We start from the raw sequence: 13,644 nt of genomic DNA, 5'->3' as shown, positions 1-13,644 counted from the left end.
GGGGTTGGTGGCCCGCACGATTTTGACATGCAAAGTTCGGGCGGATTGTCTGGCGCCAATTATTCGAAGGCAGTTAATGGCCTTCTGATGTCGTTTCTTATTGTCTTGAGGTCGCTGACAGAGCAGGTCGCGAGGGGCGTGAGGTTGATGATCAAAGCATCAGCACTCCACTGATGTTCCAGCGAGTTTGCGGTCGGGCGTGATGGGGGCGCTGTGCACCATAACAATACGTTGACGCCGCCCGTCATCCGTCGGGCGCAGCATTTCGGGGAAGTAACGATGAAGATGCGACGACTTTTAGGCGCAAGTGCTGCTCTGGTGCTTGCGATGAGCTCCACTTTCGCCAGTGCAGAAAAGCAGACCCTGAACATCGGTTACGTTGACGGCTGGTCCGACAGCGTGGCGACCACCCACGTAGCCGCCGAAGTGATCAAACAGAAACTCGGCTACGACGTGAAACTGCAAGCCGTCGCCACCGGGATCATGTGGCAGGGCGTTGCCACCGGCAAACTCGACGCCATGCTTTCGGCCTGGCTGCCAGTAACGCACGGCGAATACTGGACGAAAAACAAGGATCTGGTCGTCGATTACGGCCCGAACTTCAAGGATGCAAAAATCGGCCTGATCGTGCCGGAGTACGTCAAAGCCAAATCGATCGAAGACCTGAAAACCGACGACACCTTCAAAAACCGCATCGTCGGCATCGACGCCGGTTCAGGCGTGATGCTCAAGACCGATCAAGCGATCAAGGATTACGGCCTCGACAAATACAGCCTTAAAGCCAGTTCCGGCGCCGGCATGATTGCCGAGCTGACCCGTGCCGAGAAGAAAAACGAATCCATCGCCGTCACCGGTTGGGTGCCGCACTGGATGTTCGCCAAGTGGAAACTGCGCTTCCTCGACGACCCGAAAGGCGTGTACGGCGCGGCTGAAACCGTGAACAGCATCGGCAGCAAAGGGCTGGAAGCCAAGGCGCCGGAAGTGGCCAAGTTCCTGAAGAACTTCCAGTGGGCTTCGAAAGACGAAATCGGCGAAGTGATGCTGGCGATTCAGGACGGCGCCAAGCCGGAAGCCGCAGCGAAAGATTGGGTGGCCAAACACCCGGATCGCGTGGCTGACTGGACTAAATAAAAGCTTCACCGCCTAACCCTGTGGGAGCGGGCTTGCTCGCGAAAGCGGTCTGTCAGTCGACTGATGTGTTGGCTGATCCGACGCCTTCGCGAGCAAGCCTGCTCCCACAGTTGTTTTGTGCGGTACCGGAAATTGGCAAAAGTGTCATGGCGTTCTACTACTAAGGTCGTCTGTTCCCGCTCCCGCAGCCGCATACATTAGCTATGTTCCAACAATAATTTGTGCTGCGAGGATAAAAACAATGAACGACAGCATTTACCTCTCGATTCAAAACAGTCCCCGATTCAAGGAGCTGGTACAGAAAAGGGAACGATTCGCCTGGATTCTCTCGGCAATCATGCTAGGGCTTTACTCCGCATTCATCCTTCTTATTGCTTACGGGCCGCATATTCTGGGCGCGAAGATCAGTCCTGAATCATCCATTACCTGGGGTATCCCGATCGGTGTCGGCCTGATTCTGTCTGCCTTCATCCTGACCGGTATCTACGTGCGCCGCGCCAATGGCGAGTTTGACGACCTGAACAATGCGATTCTCAAGGAGGCTCAGCAATGATCCGGCGTCTACTGGCTTTATTAAGTGTTGCAGCATTTGCACCGGGTGCCTGGGCGGCGGATGCGCTGACGGGTGAAGTGGCCAAACAGCCGCTGAATATTCCTGCGATCCTGATGTTCGTGGCGTTCGTCGGTGCCACGCTGTACATCACCTACTGGGCCTCGAAGAAAAACAACTCGGCCGCCGACTACTATGCGGCGGGCGGCAAAATCACCGGTTTCCAGAACGGTCTGGCGATTGCCGGTGACTACATGTCGGCGGCGTCCTTCCTGGGGATTTCCGCGCTGGTGTTCACCTCCGGCTACGACGGCCTGATCTACTCGATCGGCTTCCTGGTGGGCTGGCCGATCATTCTGTTTCTGATCGCCGAGCGTCTGCGTAACCTGGGTAAATACACCTTTGCCGACGTGGCGTCCTACCGCCTCGGGCAAACCCAGATTCGCACCCTGTCTGCCTGCGGTTCGCTGGTGGTGGTGGCGTTCTACCTGATCGCGCAAATGGTCGGTGCGGGCAAGCTGATCCAGTTGTTGTTCGGCCTCGATTACCACGTTGCGGTGATTCTGGTCGGTATCCTGATGTGCATGTACGTGCTGTTCGGCGGCATGCTGGCGACGACCTGGGTACAGATCATCAAGGCTGTGCTGCTGCTGTCCGGTGCCTCGTTCATGGCGCTGATGGTAATGAAGCACGTCAACTTCGACTTCAACATGCTGTTCTCGGAAGCGATCAAGGTTCACCCGAAAGGCGAAGCGATCATGAGCCCGGGCGGTCTGGTCAAGGATCCGATTTCGGCCTTCTCGCTGGGGCTGGCGCTGATGTTCGGTACCGCTGGCCTGCCACACATTCTGATGCGCTTCTTCACCGTGAGTGACGCAAAAGAAGCACGTAAGAGCGTGTTGTATGCGACTGGCTTTATCGGCTACTTCTACATCCTGACCTTCATCATCGGCTTCGGCGCGATCCTGCTGGTCAGCACCAACCCGGCCTTCAAAGATGCTGCTGGCGCGCTGTTGGGCGGCAACAACATGGCGGCGGTGCACTTGGCCAACGCGGTCGGCGGCAGCATCTTCCTCGGCTTTATCTCGGCGGTAGCGTTTGCGACCATTCTGGCGGTTGTGGCGGGTCTGACCCTGGCCGGTGCTTCGGCGGTGTCTCACGACCTGTACGCCAGTGTGATCAAGAAGGGCAAGGCGAACGAGAAGGACGAGATTCGTGTGTCGAAGATCACCACCATTGCTTTGGCGGTGTTGGCGATTGGCCTGGGTATTTTGTTCGAAAGCCAGAACATTGCGTTCATGGTGGGCCTGGCGTTCTCGATCGCGGCGAGCTGTAACTTCCCGGTGCTGTTGCTTTCGATGTACTGGAAGAAGCTGACCACTCGTGGGGCGATGATTGGCGGCTGGTTGGGGTTAATCAGTGCTGTTGGCCTGATGATCCTTGGCCCAACCATCTGGGTGCAGATTCTGCATCATGAGAAGGCGATCTTCCCTTACGAGTATCCGGCGCTGTTCTCGATGATCATTGCCTTTGTGGGTATTTGGTTCTTCTCGATTACTGATAAGTCGGCGGCGGCGGACAAAGAACGTGCGCTGTTCTTCCCGCAGTTTGTGCGTTCGCAGACTGGGTTGGGGGCGAGTGGGGCGGTTTCTCACTGATGGTTTGATGGTTTGGTAATGTTGTGCTGAATGCCCCGGTTGAGAGATCGGGGCATTTTTTGTGGGCGGTTATCGGACTTTGGTGTGTTTTTTTTGATTGGGTGAATATCCGTTGCTGCGGTAACGGCGGCTTAGGGTTTCGCCCTGACGGCGACTCACTTTTTTTCAAACGCCAAAAAAAGTAAGCAAAAAACGCTTGCTCCTACGTGCGGCCCGCTCGCTGGGGCTCGGGGTTCCTTCGCTGCGGGATCGATCCGGGCGCAGCGCCTACGGTTTGCTTCGCTGCACCTCCTCTCGCTGTGTTTGGCTGCGCCAAACGGTCGCTGCGCTCCCACCCCCGGATCAATCCCTCCACTCAGCCTGCCGACGTCGCTCGTGGGTCAAGATCAAGAGCAGGCGAGCTGACACTCGGCCTATTGAGTGGTGAAGAGCACAGCGCGCACGGTTTTAGTTTTTGTGGTGCTCTTGCCCCTCACCCCAGCCCTCTCCCGAGGGAGAGGGAGCCGATTTGTGAGCCTTTCAAAGTCTGAGTTCGACGCGGTATTTCAAGTCGGCGTCTTTCTCCCAAACACCTCGGTCAGTCCCCTCTCCCTCTGGGAGAGGGTTAGGGTGAGGGGCAGTTGATTTTGATCTGGCTCTGTTTTTTGATCTTTTGCCCCATCGGCAGGCCGAGCGGAGGTGTTCATCAGGGGGAGGCGCGCAGCGCCGTGCGGCGCAGCCGCATACATCGAGAGGAGGTGCAGCGAAGCAAACCGTAGGCGATGCCCCCGGATGGACACCGTAGCGAGGGAACACTGAGCCTCAGCGAAGTGCCGTACGCCAGGGGCCAAGCCTTTTGCTTACTTTTCGGCGTCTGGAAAAGTGAGTCGCTGTAAGAGCGAAACCGCCAGCCGCAACACCAAAAAAACGGATATGCCCCCAATCCCAATCCAAAAAAAACCGGCTACACACAAAAACGGCCCCTATATAAATAGAGGCCGTTCCCGGTACAACTTAAGACGTTATCGCAAGACAGGTCTTATTTGCGATCTTCCAGCTTGGAAATATCACGCGACTCGTAGCCAGTGTACAACTGGCGCGGACGGCCAATCTTGTACGGGCTCGAAAGCATCTCTTTCCAGTGCGAAATCCAGCCAACAGTACGTGCCAGCGCGAAAATCACCGTAAACATGCTGGTCGGAATGCCGATCGCCTTGAGGATAATCCCCGAGTAGAAATCGACGTTCGGGTACAGCGAGCGCTCGATGAAGTACGGGTCAGTCAACGCAATCTCTTCCAGGCGCATCGCCAGTTCGAGTTGCGGATCATTATTAATGCCCAGTTCCTTCAACACTTCGTCACAGGTCTGCTTCATTACAGTCGCGCGAGGGTCGCGGTTCTTGTAAACGCGGTGACCGAAGCCCATCAGCTTGAACGGATCGTTCTTGTCCTTGGCCTTGGCGATGAACTTGTCAATGTTCGACACATCGCCAATCTCATCCAGCATGGTCAGAACGGCTTCGTTCGCACCACCGTGAGCAGGGCCCCACAGTGCGGCGATACCGGCGGCGATACAGGCGAACGGGTTGGCACCCGAAGAACCTGCCAGACGTACGGTGGAAGTCGACGCGTTCTGCTCGTGGTCGGCATGGAGGATGAAAATCCGTGCCATGGCCTTGGCGAGCACCGGGCTGATCGGTTTGATCTCGCACGGGGTGTTGAACATCATGTGCAGGAAGTTTTCCGCGTACGTCAGGTCGTTGCGCGGGTACATCATGGGTTGACCCATGGAGTACTTGTAAACCATCGCTGCCAGGGTCGGCATCTTGGCAACCAGACGGATCGCGGAGATTTCGCGATGCTGCGGGTTATTGATGTCGAGGGAGTCGTGGTAGAAGGCCGAGAGGGCGCCGACTACACCGCACATGACGGCCATCGGGTGGGCGTCGCGACGGAAGCCGTTGAAGAAGGTTTTCAGCTGCTCGTGAACCATGGTGTGGTTTTTCACGGTGCTGACGAACTGGGCCTTCTGTTCTGCGGTCGGCAATTCGCCGTTGAGCAGCAGGTAGCAGGTTTCCAGGTAGTCCGACTTTTCAGCCAGCTGTTCGATCGGGTAGCCGCGGTGCAACAGAATGCCGTTGTCGCCGTCGATATAGGTGATCTTCGATTCGCACGAAGCGGTCGACATGAAACCCGGGTCGAAAGTGAAGCGGCCCGTGGCCGTCAGGCCCCGAACATCGATTACATCGGGACCAACGGTGCCGGTTAAAATGGGCAGCTCGACGGGGGCTGCGCCCTCGATGATCAACTGCGCTTTTTTGTCAGCCATGTGGCCTCCTATTTATGCTTGAACCATCAGACAGACCCCCCACGCAGGGCCCGCACCACTATAGTGAGATAAATTCGAATGTCAATTTGCCTAAAGTCTTGCTCCAGAAGGCTTTAAGCGCACTTTTTCCTCGAAATTGCCTGCCATTTACGCCTTTTATGCAACTTGTGCAATCAGCTATTGGGGGTAGGTGATTGCGTTGTCATTAGTAGCCTAACTGTCTATACTCGGCCACCGACCGCCAAGGGCTTTTGGGCTTGCTTTCATTGGGGGTCGCATCCCTGGGTGGTGGTTACCTGACCAGTGCACTCCCCAACAACTTTGCCCTGATTGTTAGGGGCTCTTCAGTGTGAAAAAAAAGCCGTGAAAAGCCAACGACCTGTAAACCTAGACCTAAGGACCATCAAACTCCCAGTCACTGCTTACACGTCCATTCTTCACCGAATCTCCGGTGTCATCCTCTTCGTGTGCCTTGCCATCATGCTTTACGCATTGGACAAGTCGCTGAGCTCCGAGGAAGGCTTCGGTCAGGTGAAAGCGTGTCTGACCAGTCCGCTAGCCAAGCTAGTGATTTGGGGCATCCTGTCCGCTCTGCTGTATCACTTGGTAGCCGGTGTGCGCCACTTGATCATGGACATGGGCATCGGTGAGACGCTGGAAGGCGGCAAGCTGGGCTCGAAAATCGTTATCGCCGTTTCCGTGGTGGTAATCGTTCTGGCAGGAGTTTGGATATGGTAACTAACGTCACGAACCTCTCGCGTTCGGGCCTCTATGACTGGATGGCGCAACGTGTGTCTGCGGTCGTTCTCGCGGCTTACTTCATCTTCCTGATCGGATACGTCGTGGCCCACCCTGGCCTCGAGTATGCCCAGTGGCATGAACTGTTCGCCCACAACGGGATGCGTATTTTCAGCCTCCTGGCCCTTGTTGCCCTTGGCGCTCACGCCTGGGTCGGCATGTGACCATCGCGACTGACTACCTGACGCCAATGGCGTTCGGCAAGTCCGCGACGGCTATACGTTTCCTTTTCCAGGCAGTATGCGGCGTTGCGATGTTCGCTTACTTCGTCTGGGGTGTGCAGATTCTCTGGGGTATCTGAGTCATGGCTAACATTCCAACGATTTCTTTCGACGCCATCATTATTGGTGGTGGCGGTGCCGGCATGCGCGCTGCGCTGCAACTGGCACAGGGCGGTCACAAGACTGCCGTGATCACCAAGGTTTTCCCGACCCGTTCGCACACTGTTTCCGCTCAAGGCGGCATCACTTGCGCAATCGCGTCTGCTGACCCGAACGATGACTGGCGCTGGCACATGTACGATACCGTCAAGGGTTCCGACTACATCGGTGACCAGGACGCTATCGAATACATGTGTCAGGAAGGCCCGGCTGCTGTTTATGAGCTGGACCACATGGGCATGCCGTTCTCGCGTACCGAACAGGGCCGCATCTACCAGCGTCCGTTCGGCGGCCAGTCCAAGGATTACGGCAAAGGCGGGCAGGCTGCCCGTACGTGCGCCGCTTCCGACCGTACCGGTCACGCGCTGCTGCACACCCTTTATCAGGGCAACCTGAAAGCCGGTACCACGTTCCTGAACGAGTACTACGCTGTCGATCTGGTGAAAAACCAGGAAGGCGACTTCGTCGGTGTGATCGCGATCTGCATCGAAACCGGCGAAACCACCTACATCCGCGCCAAGGCCACCGTATTGGCTACCGGCGGTGCAGGTCGTATCTACGCGTCCACCACCAACGCCCTGATCAACACCGGTGACGGCGTCGGCATGGCTCTGCGTGCTGGCGTGCCGGTACAAGACATCGAAATGTGGCAGTTCCACCCGACCGGCATCGCCGGCGCCGGTGTACTGGTTACAGAAGGTTGCCGTGGTGAAGGTGGATACCTGATCAACAAGCACGGCGAGCGTTTCATGGAGCGTTATGCTCCGAACGCCAAAGACCTTGCCGGTCGTGACGTTGTTGCTCGCTCGATGGTTAAAGAAATCATCGCCGGCAACGGTTGCGGCCCGAATGGCGACCACGTACTGCTCAAACTCGACCACCTGGGCGAGGAAGTACTGCACAGCCGTCTGCCAGGCATCTGCGAACTGTCGAAGACCTTCGCACACGTTGACCCGGTTGTTGCGCCGGTTCCGGTTGTTCCGACTTGCCACTATATGATGGGCGGCGTTGCCACCAACATTCATGGTCAGGCGATCACCCAGGACGCTGAAGGCGTCGACAAAATCATCCCGGGCCTGTTCGCTGTAGGCGAAGTGGCTTGCGTATCGGTTCACGGTGCCAACCGTCTGGGCGGCAACTCGCTGCTCGACCTGGTGGTATTCGGCCGCGCTGCCGGCCTGCACCTGGAAAAGGCGCTGACCGACGGCATCGAATACGACGACGCTACCGAAGCCGACATCGAAGCTGCCCTGTCGCGTCTGAACGCGCTGAACAGCCGTACTGATGGCGAAGACGTGGCAACCCTGCGTCGCGAGCTGCAGAACTGCATGCAGAACTATTTCGGTGTATTCCGTACTGGCGAATACATGCAGAAAGGTATCGCTCAGCTGGCTGACCTGCGTACCCGCATCGCCAACGTGAAGATCAACGATAAGTCGCAGGCGTTCAACACTGCGCGTATCGAAGCGCTGGAACTGCAAAACCTGCTGGAAGTGGCTGAAGCTACTGCCATCGCTGCCGAGGTTCGTAAAGAGTCGCGCGGTGCTCACGCCCGTGAAGACTTCGAAGACCGTGACGACGAAAACTGGCTGTGCCACACCCTGTACTTCCCGGGTGACAAGCGCGTCACCAAGCGTGCCGTGAACTTCTCGCCGAAGACTGTTCCGACTTTTGAACCTAAGATTCGGACTTATTAAGGGTGGCCGCCATGTTGCAAGTCAGCGTATATCGTTACAACCCTGATCAGGACGCCGCGCCGTTCATGCAGGAATTCCAGGTCGATACCGGTGGTAAAGACCTGATGGTGCTGGACGTACTGGCCCTGATCAAAGAGCAGGACGAAGGTTTCTCCTATCGTCGCTCTTGCCGTGAAGGCGTTTGTGGTTCCGACGGCATGAACATCAACGGCAAAAACGGCTTGGCATGCATCACGCCGCTGTCTGCTGTTGTAAAAGGTAACAAGTTGATCGTTCGTCCGCTGCCAGGTTTGCCGGTTATCCGTGACCTGGTTGTCGATATGAGCATCTTCTACAAGCAATACGAGAAGGTGAAGCCTTACCTGCAGAACGACACGCCGGCTCCGGCCATCGAGCGTCTGCAGTCGCCAGAAGAGCGCGAAAAGCTCGACGGTCTGTACGAGTGCATCCTGTGCGCTTGCTGCTCGACCTCTTGCCCGTCCTTCTGGTGGAACCCGGACAAGTTCCTGGGTCCAGCTGCACTGCTGCAAGCTTATCGCTTCCTGGCAGACAGCCGTGACACCAAGACCACCGAGCGTCTGGCTTCGCTCGATGACCCGTTCAGCGTATTCCGCTGCCGGGGCATCATGAACTGCGTCAACGTATGTCCGAAAGGCCTGAACCCGACTAAGGCCATCGGTCACATCCGTAACATGTTGCTCTCGAGCGGCGTGTGATTCAGCTGATGTAACCGCTGTACCGTAGAGGCTGTGGCGCGGGCTTCAACCCGCGTCATGGCTATAACCAGAGCAGTAGCCACAAGCTGCGGCTCTTATTTTGAAGAAATGAGACAAGCAGGGGCATCCGGGCTGGTACCCGGACTATCAGCGTGATCCTAGGTGGCTTGTTTTAGTCGCTGCATTCGGACTTCTGCAAGTTTGCTCGGTGTCGTCGCCGATGGTGTTCCCCTAACCGAGGGTGACCAAGCATGCAAGAAAGCGTGATGCAGCGCATGTGGAACAGCGCCTACCTTTCAGGTGGAAACGCTGCCTATGTGGAAGAGCTTTATGAGCTCTACCTGCACGACCCTAACGCTGTGCCAGAAGAGTGGCGCACCTACTTTCAGAAGTTGCCCGCCGACGGCAACTCTGCCACTGATGTTTCGCACTCCACAATTCGCGATCATTTCGTGCTGCTGGCAAAGAACCAGCGCCGCGCCCAACCGGTTTCCGCCGGGAGCGTGAGCAGTGAGCACGAGAAGAAGCAAGTTGAAGTGCTGCGATTGATCCAGGCCTACCGTATGCGTGGCCACCAGGCAGCCCAGCTTGACCCGCTGGGGCTGTGGCAGCGTCCTGCACCTGCAGACCTGTCGATCAATCATTACGGCTTGACCAATGCCGATCTTGATACGACCTTCCGTGCCGGCGACCTGTTCATCGGCAAAGAGGAAGCGAGCCTACGCGAAATTCACGAAGCGTTGCAGCAGACATATTGCCGCACCATCGGCGCTGAATTTACGCACATCACCGATTCCGAGCAGCGCCAGTGGTTCCAGCAGCGTCTGGAAAGCGTGCGTGGTCGTCCGACGTACTCCGCCGACATCAAGAGCCACCTGCTTGAGCGCGTGACTGCCGGTGAAGGCCTGGAAAAATACCTGGGCACCAAATACCCGGGCACCAAGCGTTTCGGTCTGGAAGGCGGCGAAAGCCTGATTCCGATGCTCGACGAATTGATCCAGCGTTCCGGTTCCTACGGCACCAAGGAAGTCGTCATCGGCATGGCCCACCGTGGTCGTCTGAACGTACTGGTCAACACCTTCGGCAAGAACCCGCGCGAGCTGTTCGACGAGTTTGAAGGCAAGAAGAAGGTCGAGTTGGGTTCCGGTGACGTTAAGTATCACCAGGGCTTCTCGTCCAACGTGATGACCGCCGGCGGTGAAGTTCACCTGGCCATGGCGTTCAACCCGTCCCACCTGGAAATCGTTTCCCCGGTGGTAGAAGGTTCGGTTCGCGCCCGTCAGGATCGTCGTAACGACCCGACCGGTGAGAAGGTTCTGCCGATCTCCATCCACGGTGATGCTGCTTTTGCAGGTCAGGGCGTGGTCATGGAAACCTTCCAGATGTCGCAGACCCGCGGTTTCAAAACCGGCGGTACCGTGCACATCGTGATCAACAACCAGGTTGGTTTCACCATCAGCAACCCGCTGGACTCGCGTTCCACCGAGTACGCCACCGACGTTGCCAAGATGATCCAGGCGCCGATCCTCCATGTGAATGGTGATGATCCGGAAGCCGTGCTGTTCGTGACCCAGCTGGCCATCGATTACCGCATGCAGTTCAAGCGTGACGTGGTGATCGACCTGGTCTGCTACCGTCGTCGCGGCCACAACGAAGCTGACGAGCCAAGCGGCACCCAGCCTCTGATGTATCAGCAGATCACCAAACAGCGCACCACCCGTGAGCTGTACGCTGATCGTCTGACCCAGGGCGGTGTGCTCGACGCAGAGCGTGTTCAGGCGAAAGTCGACGAATACCGCAACGCGCTGGACAACGGTCTGCACGTCGTGAAGTCGCTGGTCAAAGAGCCGAACAAAGAGTTGTTCGTGGACTGGCGTCCGTATCTGGGCCACGCCTGGACTGCGCGTCACGACACGCGTTTCGATCTGAAAACCCTGCAAGAACTGTCCGCCAAGCTGCTGGAAATTCCGGACGGCTTCGTGGTGCAGCGTCAGGTCGCGAAGATCTACGAAGACCGTCAGAAGATGCAAGCCGGCGGCCTGCCGATCAACTGGGGTTACGCCGAAACCATGGCGTACGCAACCCTGGCGTTCGAAGGTCACCCGATTCGCATGACTGGTCAGGACATCGGCCGCGGTACGTTCTCGCACCGTCACGCTGTGCTGCACAACCAGAAAGACGCGGGCACCTACATTCCGCTGGCGCACTTGTACGACGGTCAGCCACGCTTTGACCTGTACGACTCGTTCCTGTCGGAAGAAGCGGTACTGGCATTCGAATACGGTTACTCGACCACCACGCCAGACGCGCTGGTGATCTGGGAAGCCCAGTTCGGTGACTTCGCCAACGGTGCACAGGTTGTTATCGACCAGTTCATCACCAGCGGCGAGCACAAGTGGGGCCGTCTCTGCGGTCTGACCATGTTGCTGCCACACGGTTACGAAGGTCAGGGCCCTGAGCACAGCTCGGCACGTCTTGAGCGTTACCTGCAACTGTGCGCCGAGCACAACATTCAGGTGGCTGTACCGACCACGCCAGCACAGATCTACCACTTGCTGCGTCGTCAGGTGATTCGTCCGCTGCGCAAACCGTTGATCGTGCTGACGCCGAAGTCGCTGCTGCGCCACAAGCTGGCCATCTCGACTCTGGAAGATCTGGCCGAAGGTTCGTTCCAGACCGTGATCCCGGAAATCGATACTCTGGACCCGAAAAAGGTCGAGCGTGTTGTTCTGTGTAGCGGCAAGGTCTACTACGACCTGCTGGAAAAACGCCGTGCCGAAGGCCGTGAAGATATCGCCATCGTGCGTATCGAGCAGCTGTATCCATTCCCTGAGGACGACTTGAAAGAAGTCCTGGCTCCGTACACCAACGTCAAAAATGCCGTTTGGTGTCAGGAAGAGCCGATGAACCAGGGCGCCTGGTACTGCAGCCAGCACCACTTGCGTCGCAGCATCGGTAACCTCGACAAGTCTCTCGTACTTGAGTACGCGGGCCGTGAGGCTTCTGCTGCCCCCGCTTGTGGTTACGCATCGATGCACGCCGAGCAGCAGGAAAAACTCCTGCAAGCCGCGTTTACCATTTAATGCCTTCGCGCACCTGAAACCGAATTTAAGGAACTACAGATAATGGCTATCGAGATCAAAGCCCCCACTTTCCCGGAATCGGTTGCCGATGGCACCGTTGCCACCTGGCACAAACAACCGGGCGACGCCGTCAAGCGTGACGACCTGATCGTCGACATCGAGACTGACAAAGTCGTACTGGAAGTTCTGGCTACCGCCGACGGCGTGCTGGGCGCAATCGTCAAGAACGAAGGCGACACCGTTCTGTCCGACGAAGTGCTGGGCTCCATCGAAGCGGGCGGCGCTGCTGCCGCTGCTCCAGCCGCCGCCGCTGCTCCAGCCGCTGCTGCCGCTGCACCGGCTGCTGCCGAAGGCGAAGACGATCCTGTTGCTGCACCGGCTGCGCGCAAGCTGGCTGAAGAAAACGGCATCAACATCGCCTCCGTTGCCGGCACCGGCAAGGGCGGTCGTGTGACCAAGGAAGACGTAGTCGCTGCTGTTGCTGCCAAGAAAGCCGCTCCGGCTGCCGCGCCTGCCAAGGCTGCTGCGCCTTCGGCTGCCGCTCCGGTGTTCGCTGCTGGCGACCGCATCGAGAAGCGCGTACCGATGACCCGCGTGCGTGCCACCGTGGCCAAGCGTCTGGTTGAAGCTCAGTCGAACATGGCGATGCTGACCACTTTCAACGAAGTCGACATGACTGAAGTCATGGCCCTGCGTTCGAAGTACAAGGATCTGTTCGAGAAGTCCCACAACGGCGTACGCCTGGGCTTCATGTCGTTCTTCGTTAAAGCAGCCACCGAAGCGCTGAAACGCTTCCCGGCTGTTAACGCATCGATCGACGGCGCGGACATCGTTTACCACGGCTACGCTGACATCGGCGTTGCCGTTTCCAGCGACCGCGGTCTGGTTGTTCCGGTTCTGCGTAACGCCGAACTGATGAGCCTGGCTGAAATCGAAGGCGGCATCGCAACATTCGGCAAAAAAGCCCGTGACGGCAAACTGTCGATGGACGAGATGACCGGTGGTACCTTCACCATCACCAACGGTGGTACCTTCGGTTCGATGATGTCGACCCCGATCGTCAACCCGCCGCAGGCAGCGATTCTGGGCATGCACAACATCATCCAGCGTCCTATGGCCATCAACGGTCAGGTCGTTATCCGTCCGATGATGTACCTGGCACTGTCCTACGATCACCGTCTGATCGATGGCAAAGAAGCTGTGACCTTCCTGGTGACCATCAAGAACCTGCTGGAAGATCCGGCGCGTCTGTTGCTGGATATCTAAAAACAGCGGCAAGCTTCAAGTTTCAAGCCACAAGCTCAAAGCGAGCGGGGTGGGCTT

9 protein-coding genes and 1 pseudogene are annotated in these 13,644 nt (G+C 57.5%); 9 read left to right on the top strand and 1 reads right to left on the bottom strand.

The window, feature by feature from the left end; all coding sequences use genetic code 11:
• Positions 1 to 279: 279 nt before the first annotated feature.
• The 3 genes from ACZZ0D_RS16075 (at position 280) to ACZZ0D_RS16065 (ending at position 3,339) form a co-directional block, all read left to right on the top strand.
• Positions 280 to 1,131, top strand: a complete 852-nt coding sequence (locus ACZZ0D_RS16075; RefSeq protein ID WP_053118481.1) for a glycine betaine ABC transporter substrate-binding protein — start codon at positions 280 to 282, stop codon at positions 1,129 to 1,131.
• 241 nt (positions 1,132 to 1,372) lie between these two features.
• Entirely contained in the window at positions 1,373 to 1,684 is a 312-nt protein-coding gene (locus tag ACZZ0D_RS16070) for a DUF485 domain-containing protein (RefSeq protein WP_016987516.1), read from the top strand.
• On the top strand, positions 1,681 to 3,339 hold the full coding sequence (locus ACZZ0D_RS16065) for a cation acetate symporter (RefSeq protein ID WP_212544252.1): 1,659 nt from the start codon (positions 1,681 to 1,683) through the stop codon (positions 3,337 to 3,339). Before ACZZ0D_RS16070 ends, ACZZ0D_RS16065 begins: the two co-directional genes overlap by 4 nt.
• A gap of 1,018 nt (positions 3,340 to 4,357) precedes the next feature.
• On the opposite strand, the gene gltA is transcribed toward ACZZ0D_RS16065, so the two are convergent.
• A complete protein-coding gene (gltA, locus tag ACZZ0D_RS16060; protein ID WP_463553758.1) occupies positions 4,358 to 5,647 on the bottom strand; it encodes a citrate synthase in 1,290 nt (429 codons plus the stop codon).
• A gap of 363 nt (positions 5,648 to 6,010) precedes the next feature.
• Between gltA and sdhC the strand changes: the two genes are divergently transcribed.
• From sdhC to odhB, 6 genes and pseudogenes are all read left to right on the top strand, one after another.
• On the top strand, positions 6,011 to 6,385 hold the full coding sequence (sdhC, locus tag ACZZ0D_RS16055) for a succinate dehydrogenase, cytochrome b556 subunit (protein ID WP_016773673.1): 375 nt from the start codon (positions 6,011 to 6,013) through the stop codon (positions 6,383 to 6,385).
• Positions 6,379 to 6,746: pseudogene (gene sdhD, locus ACZZ0D_RS16050) on the top strand (succinate dehydrogenase, hydrophobic membrane anchor protein). The gene sdhC and the pseudogene sdhD overlap by 7 nt, the downstream one beginning before the upstream one ends.
• 3 nt (positions 6,747 to 6,749) lie before the next feature.
• Complete coding sequence (gene sdhA, locus ACZZ0D_RS16045) at positions 6,750 to 8,522, top strand: succinate dehydrogenase flavoprotein subunit (protein ID WP_008077944.1); 1,773 nt, start codon at positions 6,750 to 6,752, stop codon at positions 8,520 to 8,522.
• Between the two features lie 11 nt (positions 8,523 to 8,533).
• A complete protein-coding gene (locus ACZZ0D_RS16040; protein ID WP_053118486.1) occupies positions 8,534 to 9,238 on the top strand; it encodes a succinate dehydrogenase iron-sulfur subunit in 705 nt (234 codons plus the stop codon).
• Between the two features lie 251 nt (positions 9,239 to 9,489).
• Complete coding sequence (locus ACZZ0D_RS16035; RefSeq protein ID WP_053118487.1) at positions 9,490 to 12,321, top strand: 2-oxoglutarate dehydrogenase E1 component; 2,832 nt, start codon at positions 9,490 to 9,492, stop codon at positions 12,319 to 12,321.
• Between the two features lie 42 nt (positions 12,322 to 12,363).
• Complete coding sequence (odhB, locus tag ACZZ0D_RS16030) at positions 12,364 to 13,587, top strand: 2-oxoglutarate dehydrogenase complex dihydrolipoyllysine-residue succinyltransferase (RefSeq protein WP_064117361.1); 1,224 nt, start codon at positions 12,364 to 12,366, stop codon at positions 13,585 to 13,587.
• Positions 13,588 to 13,644: the final 57 nt, after the last annotated feature.

The organism is Pseudomonas sp. AC193 (genome assembly GCF_979258075.1).
The sequence above is the reverse complement of the archived record's forward strand: the minus strand, read 5'-3'. Positions and strand labels throughout refer to the sequence as shown.